We start from the raw sequence: 25,119 nt of genomic DNA, 5'->3' as shown, positions 1-25,119 counted from the left end.
CATAAACATTCGTTGATTATCGTATGTTTATACGAAAGCAAAATAGAAAGGAGGAGAAGAAGTGGGGTATATTGCACCAATAAATCATTATGATTATAGTCAATATGCAGAACGGGAGATAATTAAAAAGTATGATCCATACCGATTTGTACCAATTAAACCAATAAAAACTGCTGCTTATCCTCCAGAGTGCCAATCATTAAAAAGCCCAGAATCCATTCAAAACTTCAAAAAAGCCTCAAAGAAAAATCAGCATGTCCATAGGTCTAAAGTAGACAAACTATATGGAGAGATAACAGGGAAGGGACTCTTATATAGTGATTATGCCTAAGAAAAAACTTCTGCCTTTAAGACAGAAGTTTTTTATATCTTTTTTTGCATGGTTCTGTGGGGAATTCCCGCATCTAAAAATTCTTCAGAAATAATTTCATAGCCTAAGCCGCTATAAAAAGGTATAGCATGTGTTTGAGCATTGAGTTTAAGTTTTTCAATTCCATGCTCTTTTGCATAGCCTTCGATTTTCTTCATAATTTGCTTTCCAGCCCCCGTTTTTCGGTGCTCTTTAAGGACGCAAATTCTTTCTACTTTTCCAACCCTGTCAATAGTTCGAAATCTGCCCGCACCAATTGGTTTAGGACCGTCATATTGAACGAAATGGACAGCTGTATCGTCATATTGATCAATTTCCTCTTCTTCAGGTACATGCTGTTCATGAATAAAAACCGTTTTACGGATGGAAAAGGCATCTTCTAATTCTTGGTGATTTTCGGTGACTTTAACGATCATAGTAATTTTCTATTCCCTTCCAAGACGAAATGTTTCATATACAGTCCAAGAACCGTTTTCTAATTGATATAAAAGGTGAAAGCGATCTACTGTATCTTCATACTGAAATTGATTCATTCTTAAAGTTCCATATACATCAGAGTGCTCATCATTAGATAACTTCTGACCAACTGTAATATGAGGAACAAAGGCATATTCTGGGTTTTCAACATTAATTCTTTCAATTACATCCTTTTGAAGGTCAATTAACTCGTCAGAACCTTCTATTTTTAGATAAATAACGTTATTAACAGGTGTAAATGAACTGAATTTGGTTGTTTGGATTTTAAATGGGTGATACTTGTTTGCAATTTCCTTTAATGTATCAGTCAGTTGTTCCATTTCATTTTCTGAAACGTCAAATGCAGGTTTTAATGTGATATGAGGAGGAATTAAGGAATAATTCGGATCATACCGTTTACGGTAAGAATTAGCAAAGTCCTGTAGTTTTTTCGATGGGAAAATAACAATACCTAATTTCATCATATAACCTCCATTTTCAAAATATTAATGTATACCATTATATAATAAAAAGTTAGTAAATAAAAAATATTTTATATTATTATAACAAATATTCTTAAAATAAACAGACGGATAGCTAATTGCAATCATAACTCAATACCAAAGTTAAACTTACGAAAACATCTTTATTAATGCTTGTTTAATATCTTTCTGCCAGTAAGTCCATGTGTGATTTCCACTAAATTCTTCATAAAAATATGGGAATTTCTTTTCAAATATAACCTTTGATAATTCCCTGTTCGGTGTTAAAAAATCGGAAATTTCATTTGACGTTGTTTTAACAGCGGTTTCTTCTTTGCCGATAACATGGTAAATATTTAGTAGGTGAGGCTCCTTTGCTTCTTTAACAGCCTTTAATACATGGTCATTTACCATTGGAGATTGCATAAGAACTTTACCAAAAGTATGAGGGTATTCAACTGCTGCCATAAGGGAGACAGTAGCACCTAGTGAATCTCCTAATAAAGCACGGCCCATGCCCATCTGATAGGTTGGAAATTCTTCATCCAAAAACGGTACAAGCTCATGTGCCAGAAAGCGAATATAAGCTTGATGCTGCTCTCCTTCTGGATGATACTTTCTTCTGCGGTCTTCAACATTTTTATATGGAATCCCAACAATAATAATATTATCTATTTCATTATTCTCTAACAATTCATCAGCAGTCCGGCCAATTCTTCCAAGCTGAAAATAATCCCGTCCATCCTGAGCAATGATAATAGAATACTTATATAATGGAGAAAAGGCAGCTGGCAAATAGACCAAAAGCTGAATATCTTCCCCTAATTCCTTACTCGAAAAAGTATAATCCTTTATTGTTCCTCTCGCATGACTCATGGTTGTTCCTCCAAATTCATATATGTATATCTTTCATAATATTTTAACACACGCTATTATAAAATTCTTTTTTCATGGTTTGTATTTTTTTATTTAATTATAAGTTGATTGACAGCTTAATTATCCATGAATCCTTAACACTTGTGGAGTGACAGAAGAAAAGAATACATCTATTTTAATATGGGTCCTTTTCTAATTTTCATGCTTATTGAAAATATATTCTTCTTTAAAAGCATAGGCTAATAAGGGTATATCAATTGGAATATGTGGAAAAAAATAAACTCTAAGGAAAAATAAAGTTAATATTATTGTTATTGACAATTATGTTAAGCATTGTGTTATTATATAATCTGAAAACTCTAAATCTACAAAAAGGGGGAAAAAATATGAAAAAGAAAAGTTTTCTGCTTGCGACAATTTTATTGTTAACGCTTTCTATGATTCTAGCGGCTTGTAGCGGAACAAAAAAAGAAGAAGGAAGCGCAAAGCCTGAAGGCGGAGATAAAGGGACTGAAACTGCTAAAAAACCAGAATACATCAGCATTCTGACAGGCGGTACTGGTGGTACATACTTCCCGCTTGGTGGATCATTCGCTAACATCATTTCTGATGAAACAGGAATTAAGGCAAATGCTGAAACTTCTGGTGCATCTGCTGAAAACATGACAACTTTAAAAGCTGGAGATGCTGAAATCGCATTTACACAAACTGACATTGCTTCTTATGCTAAAGAAGGAAAGTTAATGTTTGATGGAAATAAAGTTGAAAATGTTAGCGCAATTGGAACATTATATCCAGAAACTGTTCAAATTGTAACAACTGCAAAATCTGGTATTAAATCTGTTGAAGATTTAAAGGGTAAAAAAGTGTCTGTAGGTGCTCCTGGATCAGGTACAGCAGCTAACGCACAGCAAATCCTTGAAGTACACGGCATCTCATTCGATGATATTAAGAAACAAGATTTATCTTTTGATGAGTCAACTTCTGGTATTCAAGATGGTACTATCGATGCAGCATTCGTTACAGCTGGAACACCAACAGGAGCAGTTGAAGGTCTTTCTGCAACTGAAAATGTCGTAATCGTTCCAATCGCTCAAGATAAAATTGATGCGATCATTGAAAAATATCCATACTATGCAAAAGAAGAAATTCCTGCGGGCACTTACAAGCTTTCTGAGCCAGTATTAACAGTAGCAGTTCAAGCAATGCTTGTTGTGAGAAACGATCTTTCTGAAGATGTAGTTTATGATATTACAAAAGCTATTTTCGAAAATTTAGACAAAGTAACACACGCTAAAGGAAAGTTAATTAAAGTTGAAAACGCTCTAAATGGTGTTGGTATTGATGTTCACCCTGGTGCACAAAAATACTTTGACGAAAAAGGCGTTAAAGCTCAATAATTAAGCAATTGGCCGGTAGCAGAACCTTTCTTTTGGTGTTGCTGCCGGTCAAATTCTCTTTTAAAGAGAAAAATAGGAATATCTATGAAACTTTGGTATATTTTTGGGTTTTATTTATAGTTAATAGGTAAACCAGATTAATAGATACATTTTCAGGCGGGATCCAATATGGGAAATAGAAAGTCAGTCATTGTGCTGCTCCTCATCTTATCATCCATCGTATTATTATTTTTCATTCCATTTAGGCAAGTGTTAGCTTTTGAGTACCAGGATTCAGGAAGGTTACTTGCCTACATCCCTTTGACAAAGGAAGAAAAGTTTAAGATTAAATATACCCATTCTATCCATTTAACCGATGTAATAGAAAGCTACCAAATGACAAAAAATGGCGAAATTAAGCAGTATGAATTAATGTATGAAGACTTTTCGATCGGTATGCCGGAAAATGCAGGGGAAGGTGAAATATTCGAACAAAAAGACGGGAAATATTATTTGAAAAATATGAACCGTGTTTTTCCGTATTTTGACCTTAGGTTAGGACAAGTCAGGGCGAACCATACAGCTATTTATAAGGATAGAGAGTATCCGCTTTCCAACTATATTAAACCTGGGACATGGATCCGCATTAAGATCGAAAAAATGAATCTATTTCAGCTATCGAAAGGAGTGAACATCCTTGAGTCAACATGAAACGTTATCTCAAGAACAACAGCAGGAACTTTTAGAAAAATATGATCCAGAAGCTGGCACAAGGAAACTTGGTGGATGGATTGGCTGGGTAGTCTTTTTGGGATTGCTGTCATTCTCATTATTCCAGCTCTATACAGGGGTTTTTGGAATTTTGACAGCGCAGCTTCAGCGTTCAATACACTTAGGCTTTGCATTGGCACTAATTTTCTTGTTGTTCCCTGCTAGAAAGAAAGACAAAGGTTTTAAGCATAAACCAGCTTGGTATGACTATATTCTTGCACTTGCATCTGTTGCAGTAGGCGCTTATTGGCCGCTAATGATCGATGAACTAGTATTACGAGTTGGAATGTTAACAGATCTTGATTTCTATATCGGATTAACAGCCATAATCCTTGTATTAGAAGCAACACGCCGTGCGGTAGGATTACCGATTACAATTATCGCAGGATTATTCCTGATGTATGCAATTTATGGACCATATATGCCGGGATTCCTTGCTCACCGTGGTCTAGATTTAAAGAGACTTGTCCAAACAATGTTTTATACGACTGAAGGTATTTTAGGTACTCCTCTAGGTGTATCTTCGACGTTTATTTTCCTATTCTTACTATTCGGTTCTTTCCTAGTAAAAACAGGGGTAGGACAATACTTTAATGACTTAGCGCTATCCATTGCAGGTAAAAGAATTGGCGGTCCTGCAAAAGTGGCAATCTTCTCAAGTGCTTTACAGGGAACGATAAGCGGAAGCTCTGTTGCGAACGTAGTTACTTCTGGATCATTTACTATTCCAATGATGAAGAAGCTGGGCTATAAGAAAGAATTTGCCGGCGGAGTAGAAGCGGCAGCTTCAACAGGAGGACAATTGATGCCTCCGGTAATGGGAGCAGCAGCATTCTTAATGGTAGAATTTATTGGTGGAATTTCTTATTGGGATATTGCTAAAGCAGCAGCCATTCCAGCTTTACTTTATTTCACCGGAATTTGGATTATGACTCACTTTGAAGCGAAGCGAGTAGGATTAAGAGGCTTAAAAGATGAAGAAATGCCAAAACGTAAAGAAGTATTAAGTAAAATTTATTTACTTTTACCGATTCTTGGTGTCATTATCTTATTAATGAGTGGAATGAGTGTTATTCGTGCAGCTCTATGGTCCATTGTTATTACTGTTGGGGTAAGTGCGATCCGTAAAGAAACACGTATTAGTTTTAAAGATGCCGTTGACGCTCTTGTAGATGGAGCACGAACAGCTCTTGGTGTTGCGTCTGCTACAGCAGCAGCTGGTATTATCGTAGGTGTTGTGACAAAAACAGGTCTTGGTCTTAAGCTCGCAAACGGATTATTAGATCTTGCTGGCGGGGCTTTAATTCCAACTTTAATGTTAACAATGCTTGCTGCATTAGTTCTTGGAATGGGTTCACCAACAACTGCAAACTATGTTATTACATCAACAATTGCAGCTCCAGCTATTATTCTATTAGGTGTTCCTGATCTTCCTGCTCATTTATTCGTATTCTACTTTGGTATTATTGCGGATATTACGCCTCCAGTAGCGTTAGCGGCGTTTGCAGCTGCTGGTGTATCTGGTGGAGACCCAATTAAGACAGGTGTCAGCTCAGCAAAGCTTGCCATTGCTGCATTTATAATACCGTATATGTTTGTTCTTTCACCCGAGCTATTAATGATCGATACAACATGGTATAACCTAATATGGGTTGTTGCGACAGCTTTAGCTGGTATGACAGCTATCGGTGCTGGAGTAATCGGCTACTGGTACAGAAAGCTAGTTTGGTATGAAAGAATTATTGCAATTTCAGCTGGTCTTCTTCTAATTGATCCAAATGGATTTACTGATATTGTTGGTTTAGGATTATTTGCTATTGCGATTGCTCTTCAATTTATTTTCAAACGCGGAAATACTTCAAAACCACAAGTCGCGTAAAGTTAAGGAGGGAGCTCTTATCAAAGGAGCTTCCTTTCTTATTTCGATTTGTTCTCATTAAGAAAAAAGAAAGTTAATATAATTGACATTTCCGATAATATAAATATAATAATATATATACTTTCATTTTCGATCTGATAGTTCAGCGGGAGAACACTACCTTGACAGGGTAGGGGTCGGGGGTTCAAATCCCTCTCAGATCATAGCAAAGGCATACTTCTCTTTTGAAGTATGCCTTTTTTCAACGAAAATCAAATTAGGTATTCACAACGTTGCAAAAATGAAAGGCTGCATTCCTTTTCAGGGATGCAGCCTTCGCATTACTGAATTATCTCATATTAAATTCGCTTGGCTTTGGACCTTTACGTTCATTACGATTAAGCTTGTTAATTTGCTCCATTTCATTGGCTGTTAACTCAAAATCAAATACATTAAAGTTTTCTTCAATTCGAGCCGGAGTGACTGATTTTGGAATCACAATTGTATTGTTTTGTAAATGCCAGCGAAGCACAATCTGTGCAGGCGTTTTTCCATGTGCAGAAGCGATGCTTAAAATTGTTTCATCCTTTAATACTTCTCCGCCTTGATGAAGTGGGCTCCACGCTTCAACGAAAATATCATGCTTTCCGCAAAACTCTTTTAACTCATGTTGATCAAGATATGGATGGCACTCGATCTGATTTAATACCGGTTTTACCTCACATTCATTTAGAATGCGTTCAAGATGTTCGATATCGAAGTTACAAACGCCAATTGCTTTAACTCGTCCATCTTTATAAAGTTTTTCTAAAGCTTTATATGTATCTACATATTGATCATATTGGGGTGTCGGCCAGTGAATTAAATATAAGTCAACATAGTCAAGCCCAAGTCTTTCTAAGCTCTCCTCATAGGCACGTAAAGTGTTGTCATAACCTTGATCAGTATTCCAAACCTTCGTTGTAATAAAAAGCTCCTCACGAGGAATACCAGATTCCTTAATCGCTTTACCAACGCCATTTTCATTTTTATATATCATAGCCGTATCTATCGATCTGTAACCAGCTTCTAAAGCTTTTGCTACAGCTTCGGCTGCTTGATTATCTTCTACTTGCCACACGCCGAATCCAAGCTGAGGCATTTTTAAACCATTATTTAAAGTAACAAAATTCATCATTCACTTCTCCCATCGCTTCATAATTAATAAACATTTATTATGATAACAATATATAAAATTATTATCACATTTATTGTAATTAAAATAATGATTAATTACCAATTTATTGCTCCTAATTAAAGATAGTGATCGAGTGAGCCTAAATCGTATAAAAAGGGAAAAAATGTTGTTTGTTTAATATTAATAGTAGGTTTATTACAAAATAATAAAATGCAGATAAAGAGGAGATGTGAAAGATGGCTAAAAAAGCGCTAATAAATGTAGATTATACAATCGATTTTGTAGCTGAGAACGGAGCGTTAACTTGTGGACAGCCTGGCCAGGCAATAGAGCAAAGGATTACGGAGATAACAAGGGAATTTATATCAGCTGGTGACTTTACGGTGTTTGCTATTGACGTTCATGAAAAGGGTGATCAATTTCATCCAGAAACAAAGTTATTTCCTCCCCATAATTTACGCAGTACAGAGGGAAGAGAACTTTATGGCTCATTAAAAGGAGTGTATGAACAAATCAAGGATGCTGAACATGTATATTATTTAGATAAAACAAGATACTCGGCATTTGCTGGTACTGATCTTGAAATTAAGCTGCGCGAACGCGGCATTACAGAAGTTCATATAGTTGGTGTTTGTACAGATATATGTGTTCTTCATACAGCGGTAGATGCCTATAATAAGGGGTTTCAAATTGTAATTTATCAAGATGCGGTTGCTTCTTTTAATGAAATGGGACACCAATGGGCTTTAGGACATTTCGAAAATACATTAGGGGCAGTCATTAAATAAGATAAGGAAAAGGCAGATCTTTGCCTTTTCCTTATTTACGTTAACAAACATCCTTTACCAGCGGTGTGCTTTTGCATTACTCCTCACAATAATAGTATTATGTGTGACTTGTGTTTGCCCATTCACTTGCGAATTCGTATGCTTACGTCTTGTCCAAGTGTGGTGGAAAAGCTCTGAGTGCGGATCAAGCTGACCTCTGTAACTCATTACATCACCTCAGGAATGGATTTTTGTAACGCTCGATATTCTAGAAAAGAGAATATCAACTTTATGATTTAACAGCCAGCCGAGAAATATACATCAAAAATATAATCTATGATTATCATAGAAAATTAAATCTTTTAAGGAACATCTCTTTCAAGTGGAAAAGATATGAAAAAGTAGTAAAGCCTAACCACATTTAATTTCAATTCAATGCCGAAAAAAATTACCTTTTAAAAAATCTTTATCTAAAAATAGAATATTTAAACAGTTTTTTTGTTCCAAATGTTGTTTTTTTTAGTAAACTGTTCTTAATGGTTTAAATCAATGTTTTTCCCTTACGCACTTGAAACGGCAGTCCTAGAAAGGAGTCTTAAAATAATGAATTCAAATAATAATGGACACGAAGAGCGAGGGAGTGATACCCATTTAAGCCAGTTAGCTTCTGTAGGACAAATTGCAGCGGGTATTGCTCATGAAGTTAGAAACCCATTAACAGCGGTTAAGGGATTTTTACAACTCCTCCAGCAGGAAGAAAAAAAGGAATATATTGATATTGCACAATCAGAGCTGGAGAATGCACTGACAACATTAAATAATTTGCTTCAGGTTTCTAAACCAGATTTGGAAGATGAGGAAAACCAGGCGATTTTTCTAGCAGTGGAACTGGAATCAATATTAAATTTATTCCAAGATAAAATGTACAATATACATATTATTACTGAGTTTATTGATACAGACACAAAGGTTTTTGGGAAGAAAAATCAATTTAAAAAAGCGTTTTTCAATTTAATTAAAAATGCTTTTGAATCCATTGAGGGTGAAGGGACAATCAAGATAACACATGCTTCGGTTGATCATGAAGTAATTGTGACAATTCAAGATTCAGGAAAGGGCATTCCACAGGATAAACTAAAATTACTCGGAACACCATTCTTTACTACGAAGGAACAGGGAACTGGAATGGGGTTGGCTCAAGTGTTTTCAACCATTTATCAGCATGGGGGAAAGATAATTGTTGATAGTCAAGTGCAGCAGGGAACTACATTTACTATTAAATTGCCGAATCAGCAGAAGTTAACAAACATTGGAGTGAGAAAATTGAATTTACTTTATGCTGACGATTATTCTATCAAGGATTATCTTTTTGAAAACCGTGCTGGATTTGAAGAGAGATTACTTGATGAAGCAATCAATGTTAAAGACAAAATTGAAGAGATACATAAGGTTGGAAGAATCAATTTATTAAGTAACGCTCATAAATTAGTGTTATTTGTAGTAGAGGGCAGAGAACATGAACTAATTTCATTTGCCAAGCAGGAGGGGGTCGCTTGGGCGAAATATTCATTAACTCTTGCATTTAAGATGGACTGGATTCAAGCAATTCGCAGAACTCTATGGGATTTCTTATATAATTACGACCTTCTAAGCAATAGTGAAAGTAACCGAGAGTCCTTCTTTTCTATGGAGAAAAATATTAATGAACTATTAGATCAATTTTTAACCCACTTCTTTATTAGTTATTCCAAATATAAGGACGAGCTACTAGAAGGTCAACGTCGTCTTGTGGAAGATCTTTCTGTTCCAATCATTCCAATTACTACAGAAATCAGTATTCTGCCACTAATCGGTTCCATTGATCATGTTCGAATAACAACCATTCAAGATAAAGTCTTTAATGAGATTGGTACCCGTCAAATTCAAAAGCTAATCATTGATCTATCTGGTGTAGCCCATATGGATCAAGAAGTCACTACATATTTTAAAAAATTTATAGAAGGTATTTATATGATGGGCTGTGAATCAGTATTAACTGGTTTACGTTCGGAAATAGTGAAGAAATTAATAAATTCTGAGGTTGTCATTAATCATGCAGCACAATTTAAAGGGACTCTGCAAATAGCGTTAAATGATATTGTATTCAATAAGGAATAAGAAAAAGTAATAGGTGTTCTTCCGTATACATATTAAGGCATCTGCTCTGAAAAAAAGCAGATGCTTTTTTAATATTGAAAATTTAGAAAAAATTAATACTACTGATCTCCATATAGAGTGTACAATGTAAATAAAGGGAAATTTATTATTGGAGGCTAATTGAATGACGGCTTTATCAAAATATATGGTTGTGATCTCATTTGATTGCCTGTCTTCTCTAGACATTGATTTGCTGAAAACATTGCCCAATTTTCAGCGTTTTTTCCAAATTGGCTCTTTTGCAAGTCGGGTTGAAACGATATATCCTTCCTTAACCTATCCTTGTCATGCAACGATTGTTACTGGTAAATATCCGATTCATCATGGAATTATTAACAATACTTTATTGCAGCCAGGCTACCCATCTCCTGATTGGAACTGGTATCGAAGTGGTATTAAAGGAACAACATTATTCGATGAAGCCAATCGAGCAAATTTAACAACTGCTGCATTACTATGGCCAGTTACGGGAAAAGCAAAAAGTATCCAGTATAATCTTCCGGAAATATTCCCAAACCGTCCTTGGCAAAATCAGCTTTTTGTTTCCCTTTTAAACGGAACACCTTCCTATCAATGGGAGCTTAACAAGCTTTTTGGCTATATTCGTCATGGATTAAATCAGCCGGAACTGGATGATTTTGTCCTAGAGTCAACTGTCCATACGATTCTAACGAAGAATCCAAATTTGCTGCTTGTTCATTTTACTGATTTAGATACGCAACGTCATCAATTTGGAGTGTTTTCAAAAGAGGCAGAAGCGGCTATCCGGCGTCATGATCATAGGCTAGGACGGATATTAGATGCTCTTGAAAAAAGCGGAAGATATGAAGAAACATCCATTGTTGTTCTAGGGGACCACAGTGCTTTAGATGAGAAAAAGGCCATTCATTTAAATGTTATTTTAAAAGAAAAAGGACTAATTTCTCTAAATAAAAAGGGGAGATTGATTAATTGGCAGGCCTACTGTAAGAGCTGTGATGGTTCTGCGTATATTTACTTAAAAAACCAGGAGGATAATGAGACAAAAACGACACTTAAACACATATTGAAAGAACTCAAGGAAGCTCCAGAGAATGGGATTGAAAGTGTTATTTCTGGAGAAGAGGCTGGTAGAAAAGGAGCAGATTCCAAATGTCTTTATATGGTAGAGGCACGGAAGGGGTATTATTTTCATGATGCTCACAATGGTCCATTTATTAAACATATAAAGGATGAAGATGTCAGAAAAGGAACATATACGTATGGATCCCATGGGTATTCTCCAGAAAAACCAGACTATGCTACTGTATTCTTTATCATGGGAAAGGGGATTCAAAAAAAGGCTGAGATCCCTTACATGCGTCTCGTTGATATTGGTCCAACTTTAGCAAAGGTACTTGGCTTAAGTTTAGGGAAAACGGATGGAGAGGTGATGTTGAATTTTCTTGATTTGCAGCCGAAAATAAATGTCAAATTTAACGACACTGAATCAAAGGGGGTAGTGTGATATGGCGAAAATGACAAAGCCAGAAAAAAGCTGGGCTTTTTATGATTGGGCAAACTCTGCATATTCGATTGTTGTTGTTACTGCCATTTTTCCATTATATTTTAAATCTGCAGCATCAGATGCAGGGATTTCCGCTTCAGCTTCTACCGCGTATTGGGGCTATGCCAATTCGTTTGCAACATTAATTGTTTCCATTTTAGCTCCATTGCTTGGATCCATTGCTGATTTTAGGGGATTTAAGAAGAGATTCTTTACTTTTTTTGCTGCTTTAGGGGTTATTTTTACACTCATGTTAGCGGTAGTTCCTAGTGATCAATGGCTAATACTATTAGGGTGTTTTGTATTAACTTCTGTTGGATTTGCGGGAGCTAACATCTTCTATGATGCTTTTCTTGTAGATGTAACAAGTGAGGACAGGATGAATCGCATTTCTTCAAATGGATATGCACTAGGGTATATTGGAAGTACCATTCCGTTTATTATATCAATCGCTATCATAATTTTATCACAGCAGGAAATTATTCCTTTGTCAGTTGGGATAGCGAGTCAGTTAGCTTTTGTCATAACAGCATTATGGTGGGGGATATTTACCATCCCTATGCTGAAAAATGTGGAACAGAAATACTATGTGGAGAGAGTTCCAAATCCTGTATCGACAAGCTTCAAAAAGCTGTTGACTACAATGAAAAATATAAAAGCATACCGGGGGTTATTTCTCTTTTTACTAGCCTTTTTCTTTTATATTGATGGAGTTCATACGATTTTAACTATGTCAACAGCATATGGATCTGATCTTGGAATTGATTCCTCTACCTTATTAATCGTATTATTTTTAGTTCAAGTCGTTGCTGCACCATTCACAGTATGGTTTGGGAAACTGGGACAAAAATTTAGTGAAAAAGCTATGATAATTGTCGCGATATTTGTTTATATTTGTATTTGTATCTATGCTTATTTTCTTACAACTGCACTCGACTTTTGGATTCTCGCAATGCTTGTTGCAACTGTACAAGGCGGAATTCAGGCACTGAGCCGGTCATATTTCGCAAAACTCATTCCAAAAGAATCTTCTAATGAATTTTTTGGTTTTTATAATATTTTTGGGAAGGTAGCGGCCATTGCTGGACCAACTTTAGTAGGTGCAACTGCACATATTACAGGGAATACGAGCAGTGGAGTATTCAGTCTTATCATACTATTTATTATTGGGGGAATTATTTTACTTCGAGTTCCGAATGAAGTGAATTTCACTGCAAATCATACATCTTCAACAGGCAATCAAATCAGTAAATAGTATGTCGGAAAAGGCTGTTCTTTCTTTTTTTGAAAGTGCAGTCTTTTTTTAGTTAATTATGTTCCTCCTATTAATACCATTTTAGCTATGAATATATGAAAATTAGCAATTGATATTATCGTAAATTAGGCGTATAGTAGTTTTGGGATAACTGGAGGTTTAGGCAGGGGCTTTAAGTAAACCTTGACTTTTTATATTTTGTTTTGTGAAAAACCACACAATACAGAAATTTCCTTCAGTTTGGTAATTAATAAAATATTTTCAAATTGTAAAGGGGTAGAGGACATGACTGCAACGCTTACTCAACAAAAGCCTGAACAAGAACAAGTGTCATTAACTCAAGAAAAACTTGATATTCTTGATCAGCTTTTAAAACCTGAGGTACAGGAATCCTTAACAACATTAGTAGAGCAGCTGCCAAAGCTAACTGAGCTTGTGACTATTTTAAATAAGTCGTATGACTTTGCTCAATCAGTTGCAACTGACGACGTATTAAAGAATGATACCATTAGTGCCATCTCTGAAATTGCAGAGCCAATTAAGGAAACTGTAAAGAGTATTGCTGCTACAGCAATTGAAGCTAAAGATCGTGCGGATGAAAGCCATGAAGTAATTGGTCTTTTTGGCGTTCTAAGAATGTTGAAAGATCCTCAAGCTCAAAAGCTTTTCCGTTTCGTAAACGCTTACCTACAAATTACTGCAGAAAAGAAATAGTCAAAATTAGTTTAGTTCTTTTAATACAACTAGTAAGGACGGGATAGAAGATGTCAAAACACATTGTGATCTTAGGAGCGGGTTATGGCGGAGTTCTTTCTGCTTTAACTGTTCGTAAATACTTAAATAGTGAAGAAGCTTATGTAACTGTAGTAAACCAATATCCAACACACCAAATCATTACTGAGCTTCACCGTCTTGCAGGAGGAACAATCTCTGATAAAGCGATTTCAATTCCTTTAGACAAATTATTCAAAGGCAAAGATATTAACATCAAAATTGCCAAGGTTGAATCTTTCAATGCAGATCAAAAGTCAGTTAAGCTTGACGACGGTTCAACTTTAACATACGATGCTCTTGTTGTTGGATTAGGAAGTAAAACTGGCTACTTTGGTATTCCAGGACTTGAAGAAAACAGCATGGTATTAAAATCAGTTGATGATGCGAACAACATTTTTAATCATATCGTTGGCCGCATTGAAGAATACAGCAAGACTAAAAATGAAGCAGACGCAACGATTGTTATCGGCGGCGGTGGCTTAACTGGTGTTGAGCTTGTTGGTGAAATCGTTGATAACATGCCAAAGATTGCAAAAAAATATGGTGTAGATCCGAAAGAATTAAAAATCAAGCTTGTTGAAGCTGGTCCAAAAATTCTTCCAGTGCTTCCAGACCATTTAATCGAACGTGCAACTGCTAGCTTAGAAGCTCGTGGCGTTGAATTCTTAACGGGTCTTCCAGTTACAAATGTAAATGGCAATGAAATCGATCTTAAAGATGGTACAAAACTTGTTGCTAATACGCTTGTTTGGACAGGCGGTATTCAAGCACTTCCAATTGTTGAACAATCTGGACTTGCTTGTGATCGCGGACGTGCAACTGTAAATGAATATCTTCAATCAACTTCACACCCTGATGTGTTTGTTGTTGGCGACAGTGCTGTTGCTTTCCCTGAAGAGGGTGGACGTCCATATGCACCAACAGCTCAAAATGCTTGGCAAATGGGTGAACTTACAGGCTATAACTTATTCGCACTACTTCATAACAAGACGTTTGAAAAGTTTGCTCCTGTAAATTCCGGTACACTTGCAAGCCTTGGCCGTAAAGATGCAGTAGCTACAGTTGGGGCTAACGAAACATCACTTAAAGGTCTTCCAGCTTCACTAATGAAGGAAGCAAGTAATGTTCGTTACTACTCACATATCAAAGCTTTATATACATTAGCTTACTAAAATGAAAAGAACCAGCGGGGTATAACCAGCTGGTTCTTTTCATTATTCTCCTTTTTCTTCAAATAGCTTAATAATATTCACAATCACATTCACTGCTTTTTCCATATTGTCCACTGAGATATACTCAAACTTGCCATGGTAGTTCTCTCCGCCTGTAAATATATTCGGGGTAGGCAAGCCCATATAAGATAGCTGGGATCCATCAGTTCCCCCGCGAATTGGTTTAACTATTGGAACAATATCCAGCATCTCCATTGCTGTATGGGCAATGTCTACAATTTTCTTAACTGGCTCAATTTTTTCCTTCATATTATAATATTGATCATTCATTTCAAGAATGATATTGTCTTCACCATATTTTTGCTTCAGTTCTTGAACGATCGATTCGATTTTTGCTTTTCTTTCATAGAAGCTGTTTCTATCAAAATCACGAATTATGTAGCTCAGCTTTGTCTGTTCTACATCTCCATTTACAGACAGAAGGTGATAGAAGCCTTCATAACCTTCAGTATACTCTGGAGCTTCTTCAGTTGGGAGCTTTGAATTGAATTCCATAGCTATTTTGGCAGAGTTGACCATTTTTCCTTTTGCTGTTCCTGGATGAATGTTATTTCCCTTTATTGTAATCTTTGCTGCGGCTGCATTGAAGCTTTCGTATTCAAGTTCACCGAGTGGACCGCCATCCACAGTGTAGGCAAATTTGGCGTTAAAGGCTGCCACATCAAATTTATGGGGACCTCTGCCAATTTCCTCATCAGGCGTAAAGGCAACTCTCACCTTGCCATGTTTTATTTCAGGATGATTGATTAAGTAAGCCATTGCTGTCATAATTTCAGCAATTCCCGCTTTATTATCAGCGCCCAATAAAGTCGTTCCATCTGTTGTAATTAAAGTATGGCCTTTATACTGAGCTAAGCTAGGGAAGTCGTTTGGTGATAGTACAATGTTTAGATCATTATTTAAGATAATGTCATTTCCATTATAGTTTTCATGAATTTGCGGTTTTACATTTGCTCCTGTGAAATCCGTTGCTGTATCTACGTGGGCTAAAAAACCAATCGTTGGAACAGGCTTTTCTGTATTGGCAGGGAGAGTAGCCATTACATATCCATTTTCATCAATCGTAACCTCTGCCATGCCGATTGCTTTCAATTCCTCGACTAATAAATTCGCTAAAGTTAACTGTCCTTGTGTGGATGGGCATGTTTCATTAGCTTCGTTTGATTGAGTATCAATTTTTACATATGTAGTAAACCTTTTTATGATTTCTTCTTTCATGAATCCACATCTCCTTTTTATGGTACTATTGCCATTTTATCATATTTACAATAAAACCATTGCATATGAGTCATTCAGAAAATAATCAAAAATAAACAAACAAAAATGGAATTGGTGTATAATTGTTGAATATTTAGATTTTAATTTATCTTTTAATATTTATTACAGCTAGGGGGATTTACCTAATGAAGCAAGAGGCAATACAAATAATTGATCAAAATCGAGAGCAAATTCTCAATACTTATCAGGAGCTTCATCAGCTTGCAGAACCAAGCTGGCAGGAAGAGAAAACTTCAGCTTATATTCGTGAAAAGCTGATTCATGCAGGTCTAAATGTAAAAACCTTCGAAGATCATTATGGAATGATAGTGGAATTAAAAGGTGAGTTAGAAGACGTTATTGCTCTTCGTGCAGACATGGATGCCTTAGTCCAAGAGGTAGATGGTGAAGTTCGCGCCAATCATTCTTGCGGACATGATGGCCATAGTACAATGGCACTTTTTTCTGCTCTTGCTTTAGCCCAATCTGGCCAGCCTTTGAAACATACTGTCCGATTTATATTCCAGCCTGCTGAAGAAAAGGCTGAAGGTGCTTTAAAAATGATTGAATCCGGAGCTTTAGAAAATGTTAAATTTCTTGGTGGAGTACATGTAAGGCCAGCGATAGAGATTCCATTTCAAAAGGCCGCTCCTGTCATTTTACACGGGTCAACTGCAAGTATAAAAGGAGTTATTAAGGGAATACCGGCTCATGCTGCGAGGCCGGAAGAAGGCAATAACCCAATTGAAGCTGCAGCATCACTAATTCAGGCAATTCGGCAAATTAGATTAAAGGATGCACATAAATATTCCATTAAAATAACGGAACTGCAAGGTGGAGAGGCATCGAATTTAATTCCGGAAAATGTTCATTTTACATTTGATCTAAGAGCGGAAACAAATGAAACAATGGATAAATTAATTGAAAAGGCTAAGTATATAATACAAAAAATTGCAGAGTTAACTGAAACGGAAATAAATTATCATTTATGCGAGTATTCACCGGCAGCTGTAAGAAATTCTAAAGCAATGAATCTTGGTAAAAAAGCAATTATTTCTGTACTTGGGGAAGAAAATTTTGTTAGTGAATGCCCATCACCGGGAGCAGAGGATTTTCACTTCTATACATTAAAAAAGCCTGATGTTTCAGCTACTATGATCGCTCTAGGCTGCGACTTAAAACCTGGTCTTCACCATCCAAATATGTCCTTTAATTTAGAAGCACTTATTTATGGGACGAAAATATTAACAACCCTTTTATTAGAAGCCGATCAGATGACATGGTAAAAAATTTTATAAATAACAGTTAAAAACCTCAAACCAGAGGTTTTTTTTCTATACATAATAAGGGATCTTAAACTGTTATTAGCAGTAGTATTTAACTTCCTTTATGTTTTTTTCTTATAAAGGCAACCGTCAGCAATAATATCGGCAGCATTGTTTGGATGGCAGCTGCGTACAGTGAGAAGTAAGTTTTACTATGTTCATTAAAATAAATCATATTAGGCATAGACCAATAACTAAGCTCAATAAGTAAAATTCCAATTGGCCAAACGAACGGACGATAATCAGTTAAGTTCAGTAATTGGGCTGTTCCTAATACTACTGCATAATAAAATACAGAAATTTTTATAAAAGCGCCTAATATCCAAACAGCCATTGTGATTGAATCTAAATTTTCAAAGAAATCTGCATAGCTTATGTATCTGCTTACATTCATTAACGGATATTGCTTAGAGGAAGTTGTTAATCCAAGTACAAACAGAACCGTTAAATTGACGAGTACTAACGTAATCATGACTCCTAAAATTGATAACATCCCATATTTCAATCCTTTTTGTTTATCGGTTAAATATGGGAGAAGAAAAATAATAATGAATACCTCTGTGAACCATCCGCTTAGCGGGTATGCTCCTTTTAGCGGAGGCATTATCCCTTTTTCTAAAATGGGAAGTATATTTCCCACTTCAAAAAAAGGGGATAGCAATAAGATTAAAAAGAAAAATGGCAAGATAAATAAAGGAAAAAGTATTTGTCCAACTCTGCTTAATGCTTCTAGACCTGCATGAACCATAAACGCACAAAGCGCAACCATGGATGACATAATTACAATTAGTGGAGTCTTATATAGGAATGAGCTGACAATAAATTCACCATAATCTCTAATAATAAGACCGCTCGTTTGCATATAAAATAATATGAAAATAATGCTGACGATTTTTCCGGGAACTTTTCCAATAATGATTTCATTAAATTCAATAATTGTTTTACCAGGAAATAATTTGTGTAACTTATAGGCAACAAGCATTGTAACAAATCCAATAGTTGATGCAATAATTGGAGAAAGCCATAAATCCTGTTTAGCAAAATTGGCAGTAATACTCGGTACAGAAAGGATGGCTGTTGCAAGTATAGTAGGATACATTAACATCGCCATTTGCAGGGATGAAATTTTAACTTTCTCCATCATAATGAAAATCATACTCCTTCTTACTTAATTAATTCTTTATTTACAAAATTAACGAATGGCTGCAATACATATTGAATCCATCTTATTGGTCCTTCTATATAAGGAAGATTGAACAGTGATAAACATAAACTAAAAATGATAAGAACAATAAAAGCTGTTTTATCTTTTTTAGGATAATTTTTAAGTTTAGGCCATTCATATAAAACGATCATTCCAATAATACATGCTGTGGCAAAAAATATTCCCCAGTTCATTATTCATTTCCCTTTTCCAATCTAATTCTAGTAGGTTTGTTAATATATCCTTCTCTGCGAATATGAGCAGTAACAACAAAATTTATTTTCACTTCTGGAAAGACATTGTCCCAATTGTTTTCAACCTTGCTCCAGTTCTTTGGATATTTGCGATGGAACTCTTTGGAAAATCCCAAAATATCAGCATTTAAATCCTTCTGAGCTTTATCTATTAACTGTCTTAGACGTTTTTTTATAACTTCCTGATATGCTTTTTCTACAGTCTGCAGCTGACTTGTCACAGATAGGTCAATGTCAGTGTCGTTTTGCACAACAGTTCCCTCTGTTTCAATTTTAATATTCATTATCCAATTAGGACCATTAATTTGAGGGGTTAAATTCACCTTGGCAGTTACCGGACTCAATGAGATTTGACCGTTCTTTTTTTTAGGTTCAATAGTCACTGTATAACCTTTTACTTCATCTCGTATCCATAAGAGACCTCTTGTTTCCTTATCAGAAATAAATCCAGTCATTTTATCCTCTTTGAAGATAGCAGATCCGATAATTTTCGGAAAATGGTATGGATCTATTTGTTTTTTATCTGTTGCAATTTTTATAAATGGAAGGGCAGCAGCCTGAGCTTTGCTAGTCAGGGTTTCATTTAGATCCTGGACGGTAGTCTTAACTCCAATATTTAATTCAACCAATTCCCGCATTGTTTCAGCTGAACTACGCTCAAGTCTTGATTGTAACTCTAAGATCTTTTTTGCTTTTCCATCGCTTACAAAAACATAAGCCCTTTCTCTAGGCTCAGGATGCCGTAGAAGAAAATCTAAATGATCTTGAATTCCTTTTTTTGCTGCTTCCTCTCCAAAAATAAAGATTTTGCATTGCCCCCAAAAAACTCTTCGAGGTAATTCTGCTTGCACCTTGGAGAGTGCATCTGCCATATTCGCCCCTTTATGAGTTTTAACTAAGGTTATTAATCCGTCACCCGATCCACTTCCGCCTTGGCCGCCACCTGAGCTTATTGCTTTAGGAATAAAGATTTGTAAGCTTAGTTCAATTTGATCATCTCCCTTTTGGTCAATAGCAGCAGCTGTCACTAAGGCTAAATCATTAATTTCCCACCTGTCCCAGCAGCCTGATAATAGGGCGGTTACAGCACTGAAGGAGAGTAAAAGAAGTATTTTTTTAAGAAAGCGGCTATTGCTATTTATCAATGTTTCCCCTTCTTTCAATAATAATTTAATTTTCTCCTTTATCAGGCCCGGGTTTTTGACCTTGGATTTGTCTATATGTGTTGGTTTCCCCAGTTAAATGTGGTCTTGTATCCATCTTCCATAACGGGGCTCTCCACAGTAAATCTTTCAATTCTTTTGGTTTTAAAGGAGCTAACGGAGCTAAGTATGGTTCACCGAAAGAACGAAGAGTACTAAGATGGATAAGTATTGCCAGAATGCTCATCATGATCCCTAGTAATCCTAAAGTTCCTGCAAGAAAAATAATAGGAAATCGAATTATTCTAATAGCTATTCCTGATATGTAGCGAGGAATCATAAATGACGCAATACCTGTTATCGCTACAACAATGACCATGGGTGCGGAAACTAATCCAGCTTGAACAGCAGCTTGTCCAATTACAAGAGCCCCAACAATACTTACAGCTGCTCCAACCTGCTTTGGCAAGCGAATTCCTGCTTCCCGAAGTGCTTCAAATGTAATTTCCATGAGAAGCACCTCGACAAATGCCGGAAAAGGTACATTTTCTCGGGCTGCAGCAACACTAAGGAGTAAGGCAGTTGGTACCATTTCCTGATGAAAGGTAGTAATTGCAACATAAAAGGATGGAAATAAAAGAGATGCACCTAAGAAAAGATACCTGAGCCAGCGAATAAAAGTACTTATTATGAATCGCTGATAGTAATCTTCCTGAGATTGAATTAATGAAAAAAAAGAAATTGGTGCAATTAAACAAAACGGGGTACCGTCTATTAAAACGGCAAATCGACCCTCAAGCAAATTTGCGCATACAATATCTGGTCTTTCAGTTGATAAGATTTGCGGAAAGGGGGAGTATGGATTATCTTCAATCAATTCTTCAATATACTCACTTTCCAATATTCCATCAATTTTTATTCGTTTTATTCTATTATTTAGCTCTTCAATAAGTGTTTGATCAATAATGCCTTCTATATATACGATGGCAACGCTGGTATTTGTATATGTTCCAACTTTCAACGTTTGGATTTTAAGGGAGGGGCTTTTTATAATCCTTCTAATTAATGATGTATTAATCCCAATAGACTCTACAAAACCTTCTCTTGGCCCTCTAATCGAACCTTCTGCTTGAGGTTCTTCAATACTTCGTTTATCCCATTTTGATAGCCCTAAGGAAATTCCTGAATCCTCATCCTCTAACAGAAGAATGGGATTTCCAGTTGAAATTGATTCAATACATTTCTCGAATGTTTGTACGATTTCCCATTTGGAGATAAATAGTTTTTCATTAAGAATTTCATTTACTGTCCATAATGGAGAAGATGATTCCTGCATAAGAGGGAGTAAAACACTCTTTTCAATTCCTTCAACATCCGATAGACCTTCAATATAAATAATGGCGGCCTTTTTATTTCCGAACATAATAAATTCACGAAAAATAACATCAGAACAATGATTATATATGGAATGAAGTGTTTCGATATTAAGATGAAAGCTTTTATTAAGGAAATTATTCGTGTTAGGTTCTTTAGTAAGATCTTGCATTGCAGTGTTCTTTTGTTTTTTTTTCCTCAATAATTTACTTACATTTCGAATCACAGCAGATCCCCCTGTAAATTTAGTAACACATTTATATTTTTTTTATATTCCAAAATAGTGAATCAATGCCTTCTGAAAAGTGTACAATTGGCTGTTCTGATATTTCAATGTTATATGGAGCAAGCATAGTGTTTTCAAATATTTCAATTTTTGCTTCCTGCAAAGCCCATGGAGGATGGTGAATTTCACCTGCATAAATATGACCACGATGATCTGTGCTATAAAAGCAATATCTTTCGGTCAGCCAATGTTCTAACGTTTCTTTACCAGGTGTAAAGGTATTCACATTAGGTGTGTAGATTCCATTGCAAAGAATTGGATTTAATTCGCTTTTTCTTCTTAGACTTTCGAAATAAAAAGTGTTCTTCCTTTGCTTCAATGAAATATTCGCCGAGTGGTAGGGGAGATGGTACCATTTTTTTGCTAAAGTAAAGGACGCCCAATCACCTACATCAAGAGATAAAAAATGTACCCCTGGCTTTCCTTTCCATTTTACATATGTTCGTACATTGATTTCTGGGAACGGAGAGGTTATAGAAATAAAAGGGAAGCCTCTAGGATAAATCCCTTCCATTTTAAATATAACGATACTTATCCATGCCAACTCATCAAAAGTATCTAGCTGTAAAGAAGGATGGATATAATTTCGAATTCTTTCTGGGGAAATCGGCAAATGAATAAATAATATATGACGCCATGCTTGCCGCATAATCCATTTTCCCGAGGATAATGGATAGGGGCGATGCTCAGTCTCATGTATAATTTTCATTTAACTCCCCCGTTTAAACATTTATTCACTGCTTATAGTCTTTTCTTCATGTGTACATTTATGCACTCAGTTAACATAAATTTACTTCTTTTGGAAATAATGAATATAAAACATCGAATTTAACACTAATGGGGAACTATCATGCAAATTATATTAATCTACACGATCGCAATTATGATTTTTTTAATATTTCTCGTAGCTTTTTTAATGCTTATATTCTGGAAAAGAATCATGAAAGGAATGGTTCAAAAGGTTGGAAAAATAATAATGACAGACAGCTATCAAGAAAATATTATGGAAATATTGCCTGGTCTCCGACATATGGGTATTCAAAATTGGCTTGAAAACAGCCTGCGAGGAGAAAGTGGGGATGTTTTACATCGCCCTCTTGGTTCATCAAAAAAGTGGCCACATTTAGATGCGATTACCTTCATACCTGCCCAGACGACACCGTTTGCGGTAAGTGGAGAGGAAGAAGTAGATATAAGCGTTACTATTGGACCGAAGGCAAAGAAACCAATGAAAATAAAAATCCCTCTTATGATAAGCGGAATGGCATATGGGATTGCGCTTAGTGAAAAGGTGAGACTTTCTTTGGCTGAGGCTGCTAAAAAAATGGGAACAGCGATTAATTCCGGAGAGGGAGGAATTTTACCTGAGGAATTAGATGCTGCAGAAAATTATATCGTTCAATTTTCAAAAACAGAATGGTCAAAAGACGAACACCTTTTTAAACGTGCAAATGCAATTGAAATTAAGCTAGGTCAAGGTGCAACGTTAGCAATGGGGACAAAAATATCACCAGAAAATCTAACAGGCAGGGCTCGGGAAGTTATGGAACTTAAAGAAAATGAAGATGCCACTATTCATGAGCATTTTTTCAATGAACAAACAATAGCAGATTTGAAAGAGCTTGTAGATGAGCTGCGGAAAATATCAGGAGGTGTTCCTATTGGGGCAAAGATAGGGGCGGGAGGAAGAATTGAAGAAGATATTGACCATCTTATAGAAATGGGTGTTGATTTCATTGCGATTGATGGCGGGCAAGCGGCTTCCCTTGGAGCACCGCCCATTTTAGCAGATGATATGGGCATACCAACATTACATGCTATAGTCCGTGCTAGTAATCATTTGGAAAAAAGACAGATGAAAGGTCAAATTAGTTTAATTGCGTCAGGCGGATTATTAGTTCCTGGTCATTTTTTGAAAGTTCTAGCGTTAGGGGCAGACGCTGTATATTTAGGTTCAGCTGTGCTCTTTGCAGTTTCACATAGTCAGTCTCTAAAACCCCTCCCTTTTGAACCGCCAACACAAGTAGTATGGAATAAAGGGAAGTTTAAGGATCAATTCGATCAAGAGAAAGGTGCAAAGGCAACAGAAAAGTTTTTAATAGCGAGTACAGAGGAAATGAAAATGGCATTAAGAGCAATGAGCAAGCGATCTTTAAAGGAACTTTCAAGAAAAGATTTAGTTTCATATGATGAATTAACGGCAAGAATGATTGGAATACCATATTCCTTTCAGCCAATTGAAAATAGTAAAGAGACCCAATAGTAAAGGGTCTCTTCGTACGATTATTATCCTTGCTGATTTTTCAATTGTTCCTGTCCCATGGCTACAAGACGTTTTGTCATTTCACCGCCGACAGATCCATTTGCTCGTGCGGTCGTATCTGCACCAAGTTGAACTCCAAACTCGTTGGCGATTTCGTACTTCATTTGCTCCAATACATTTTCAGCACCTGGAACCAAAAGTTTGTTTCTAGCCATGATACATCACTCCCACCACGATAATTTGAGCAAATAAAATTGCTCATTATTAATGTAACCGAACGTAATTCAGTTAATTCATTTGGTCAAAATTGGATGAGCCTCATGGTAGAATATAGGGGGGAATTAAACGGTTATAGAAGTAATATGTTTAAAGTCAGAAGTATGAGAATTCATTGAATAAAGGATTGCTCCATCGGAAACGGCATTGAAGAGCCGAATGCTCTAGGAGCATCATGATTGAAATAATAAGCATATGGAAATGTAGGGGACATAACTCCTTTATTTATGGTAATGCTTCCCTAAAAATATGTAGGATTTGAGAAGTGACACCGATTTAGCCTAAGCTAAAGTCCAAGTCATGCAGCTGAAGGTGAGTTTATAAAATATATATGCTAATAGCGGTAATTACATAAATGGAGGTACACCCTTACTAATTTCCGATACAAGTGAAGCAATGGACTGAATTTGCTGGTCATCTAAATCAAAGGCTGCTTTTATTTTATTTTCTAAGTCTGCTGTAACCCTTCGCTTTCCTACCTCCACTAAAGCGATAAGTGAAAAGCTGCAGCTTACAATCTTTGCAAAATCCCTTTGATTCATTTCATAGCTTTTACGAATAAATTTAATAATTTCTTTATCCATTCTCATGTTCATACCTCCAATCTAAAAATCATATTA

Annotated in this window: 25 protein-coding genes and 1 tRNA gene; 13 read left to right on the top strand and 13 right to left on the bottom strand. The window is 36.0% G+C overall.

The genetic code is table 11. The features are described from left to right. Positions 1-61 precede the first annotated feature (61 nt). Entirely contained in the window at positions 62-331 is a 270-nt protein-coding gene (locus H0173_RS03395) for a hypothetical protein (protein WP_221844496.1), read from the top strand. Between the two features lie 32 nt (positions 332-363). Here the strand turns inward: H0173_RS03395 and H0173_RS03390 are convergent, their stop codons facing one another. The 3 genes from H0173_RS03390 to H0173_RS03380 form a co-directional block, all read right to left on the bottom strand. Then, positions 364-786 carry a GNAT family N-acetyltransferase gene (locus H0173_RS03390; RefSeq protein ID WP_221844495.1) on the bottom strand — a complete coding sequence of 141 codons (423 nt, stop codon included), beginning with the start codon at positions 784-786 and terminating at the stop codon, positions 364-366. Between the two features lie 9 nt (positions 787-795). Beyond that, positions 796-1,308 carry a YjcG family protein gene (locus H0173_RS03385; protein ID WP_221844494.1) on the bottom strand — a complete coding sequence of 171 codons (513 nt, stop codon included), beginning with the start codon at positions 1,306-1,308 and terminating at the stop codon, positions 796-798. A gap of 150 nt (positions 1,309-1,458) precedes the next feature. After that, positions 1,459-2,184 carry an alpha/beta hydrolase gene (locus H0173_RS03380; RefSeq protein WP_221844493.1) on the bottom strand — a complete coding sequence of 242 codons (726 nt, stop codon included), beginning with the start codon at positions 2,182-2,184 and terminating at the stop codon, positions 1,459-1,461. Between the two features lie 386 nt (positions 2,185-2,570). On the opposite strand from H0173_RS03380, the gene H0173_RS03375 reads away from it, so the two are divergent. From H0173_RS03375 to H0173_RS03360, 4 genes are all read left to right on the top strand, one after another. Next, positions 2,571-3,584, top strand: a complete 1,014-nt coding sequence (locus tag H0173_RS03375; protein ID WP_221844492.1) for a TAXI family TRAP transporter solute-binding subunit — start codon at positions 2,571-2,573, stop codon at positions 3,582-3,584. A 168-nt stretch (positions 3,585-3,752) separates the two neighbouring features. Then, positions 3,753-4,274 carry a DUF1850 domain-containing protein gene (locus tag H0173_RS03370; RefSeq protein ID WP_221844491.1) on the top strand — a complete coding sequence of 174 codons (522 nt, stop codon included), beginning with the start codon at positions 3,753-3,755 and terminating at the stop codon, positions 4,272-4,274. Beyond that, positions 4,261-6,213, top strand: coding sequence for a TRAP transporter permease (locus tag H0173_RS03365; RefSeq protein ID WP_221844490.1), 1,953 nt, complete (start codon positions 4,261-4,263; stop codon positions 6,211-6,213). The genes H0173_RS03370 and H0173_RS03365 overlap by 14 nt, the downstream gene beginning before the upstream one ends. Positions 6,214-6,344: 131 nt before the next feature. After that, positions 6,345-6,416: transfer RNA gene (locus H0173_RS03360), tRNA-Val, on the top strand. A gap of 125 nt (positions 6,417-6,541) precedes the next feature. Here the strand turns inward: H0173_RS03360 and H0173_RS03355 are convergent. Next, positions 6,542-7,366 (bottom strand): aldo/keto reductase, encoded by an 825-nt coding sequence (locus H0173_RS03355; protein WP_221844489.1) that lies wholly within the window; start codon positions 7,364-7,366, stop codon positions 6,542-6,544. Between the two features lie 239 nt (positions 7,367-7,605). On the opposite strand from H0173_RS03355, the gene H0173_RS03350 reads away from it, so the two are divergent. Next, positions 7,606-8,157 carry a cysteine hydrolase family protein gene (locus H0173_RS03350; RefSeq protein ID WP_221844488.1) on the top strand — a complete coding sequence of 184 codons (552 nt, stop codon included), beginning with the start codon at positions 7,606-7,608 and terminating at the stop codon, positions 8,155-8,157. 54 nt (positions 8,158-8,211) lie between these two features. Here the strand turns inward: H0173_RS03350 and H0173_RS03345 are convergent, their stop codons facing one another. Continuing rightward, positions 8,212-8,364, bottom strand: coding sequence for a YpzG family protein (locus H0173_RS03345; RefSeq protein WP_221844487.1), 153 nt, complete (start codon positions 8,362-8,364; stop codon positions 8,212-8,214). 375 nt (positions 8,365-8,739) lie between these two features. Here H0173_RS03345 and H0173_RS03340 point away from each other — a divergent pair, with 375 nt between their 5' ends. The 5 genes from H0173_RS03340 (at position 8,740) to H0173_RS03320 (ending at position 15,058) form a co-directional block, all read left to right on the top strand. Then, complete coding sequence (locus H0173_RS03340) at positions 8,740-10,293, top strand: ATP-binding protein (RefSeq protein ID WP_221844486.1); 1,554 nt, start codon at positions 8,740-8,742, stop codon at positions 10,291-10,293. A gap of 163 nt (positions 10,294-10,456) precedes the next feature. After that, complete coding sequence (locus H0173_RS03335; protein WP_221844485.1) at positions 10,457-11,818, top strand: alkaline phosphatase family protein; 1,362 nt, start codon at positions 10,457-10,459, stop codon at positions 11,816-11,818. A gap of 1 nt (position 11,819) precedes the next feature. Beyond that, a complete protein-coding gene (locus H0173_RS03330; RefSeq protein WP_221844484.1) occupies positions 11,820-13,112 on the top strand; it encodes an MFS transporter in 1,293 nt (430 codons plus the stop codon). Positions 13,113-13,397: 285 nt separating this feature from the next. Beyond that, on the top strand, positions 13,398-13,826 hold the full coding sequence (locus tag H0173_RS03325) for a helical membrane plugin domain-containing protein (protein ID WP_221844483.1): 429 nt from the start codon (positions 13,398-13,400) through the stop codon (positions 13,824-13,826). A 50-nt stretch (positions 13,827-13,876) separates the two neighbouring features. Continuing rightward, positions 13,877-15,058, top strand: coding sequence for an NAD(P)/FAD-dependent oxidoreductase (locus tag H0173_RS03320; RefSeq protein WP_221844482.1), 1,182 nt, complete (start codon positions 13,877-13,879; stop codon positions 15,056-15,058). 42 nt (positions 15,059-15,100) lie between these two features. Here the strand turns inward: H0173_RS03320 and pepT are convergent, their stop codons facing one another. After that, a complete protein-coding gene (gene pepT, locus H0173_RS03315) occupies positions 15,101-16,336 on the bottom strand; it encodes a peptidase T (RefSeq protein ID WP_221844481.1) in 1,236 nt (411 codons plus the stop codon). Between the two features lie 185 nt (positions 16,337-16,521). On the opposite strand from pepT, the gene H0173_RS03310 reads away from it, so the two are divergent. Then, the gene (locus tag H0173_RS03310; protein ID WP_221844480.1) at positions 16,522-17,661 is read left to right on the top strand and encodes an amidohydrolase; all 1,140 of its coding nucleotides are present in this window, start codon (positions 16,522-16,524) and stop codon (positions 17,659-17,661) included. 91 nt (positions 17,662-17,752) lie between these two features. Here the strand turns inward: H0173_RS03310 and H0173_RS03305 are convergent, their stop codons facing one another. The 5 genes from H0173_RS03305 to H0173_RS03285 all read right to left on the bottom strand — a co-directional run bounded on the left by H0173_RS03305 (position 17,753) and on the right by H0173_RS03285 (position 22,669). Then, positions 17,753-18,844: a GerAB/ArcD/ProY family transporter gene (locus tag H0173_RS03305; protein ID WP_260630983.1), complete on the bottom strand. Its 1,092-nt coding sequence runs from the start codon at positions 18,842-18,844 to the stop codon at positions 17,753-17,755. A gap of 20 nt (positions 18,845-18,864) precedes the next feature. After that, a complete protein-coding gene (locus tag H0173_RS03300) occupies positions 18,865-19,098 on the bottom strand; it encodes a hypothetical protein (RefSeq protein WP_221844479.1) in 234 nt (77 codons plus the stop codon). Further along, on the bottom strand, positions 19,098-20,303 hold the full coding sequence (locus tag H0173_RS03295) for a Ger(x)C family spore germination protein (RefSeq protein WP_221844478.1): 1,206 nt from the start codon (positions 20,301-20,303) through the stop codon (positions 19,098-19,100). Before H0173_RS03295 ends, H0173_RS03300 begins: the two co-directional genes overlap by 1 nt. A 25-nt stretch (positions 20,304-20,328) precedes the next feature. Next, positions 20,329-21,846 carry a spore germination protein gene (locus H0173_RS03290; protein WP_221844822.1) on the bottom strand — a complete coding sequence of 506 codons (1,518 nt, stop codon included), beginning with the start codon at positions 21,844-21,846 and terminating at the stop codon, positions 20,329-20,331. Between the two features lie 85 nt (positions 21,847-21,931). Beyond that, a complete protein-coding gene (locus tag H0173_RS03285; protein WP_221844477.1) occupies positions 21,932-22,669 on the bottom strand; it encodes a YqjF family protein in 738 nt (245 codons plus the stop codon). 141 nt (positions 22,670-22,810) lie between these two features. Between H0173_RS03285 and H0173_RS03280 the strand changes: the two genes are divergently transcribed. Continuing rightward, entirely contained in the window at positions 22,811-24,223 is a 1,413-nt protein-coding gene (locus H0173_RS03280; RefSeq protein ID WP_221844476.1) for an FMN-binding glutamate synthase family protein, read from the top strand. Positions 24,224-24,246: 23 nt separating this feature from the next. On the opposite strand, the gene H0173_RS03275 is transcribed toward H0173_RS03280, so the two are convergent. Next, entirely contained in the window at positions 24,247-24,438 is a 192-nt protein-coding gene (locus H0173_RS03275; protein WP_221844475.1) for an alpha/beta-type small acid-soluble spore protein, read from the bottom strand. A gap of 408 nt (positions 24,439-24,846) precedes the next feature. Continuing rightward, positions 24,847-25,083 (bottom strand): helix-turn-helix domain-containing protein, encoded by a 237-nt coding sequence (locus H0173_RS03270; RefSeq protein ID WP_221844819.1) that lies wholly within the window; start codon positions 25,081-25,083, stop codon positions 24,847-24,849. Between the last annotated feature and the right edge of the window lie 36 nt (positions 25,084-25,119).

The sequence above is a fragment of the Bacillus sp. S/N-304-OC-R1 genome (assembly GCF_019749375.1).
Classification (GTDB): domain Bacteria; phylum Bacillota; class Bacilli; order Bacillales; family Cytobacillaceae; genus Cytobacillus.
This window is presented reverse-complemented; position numbering and strand designations above follow the sequence as displayed.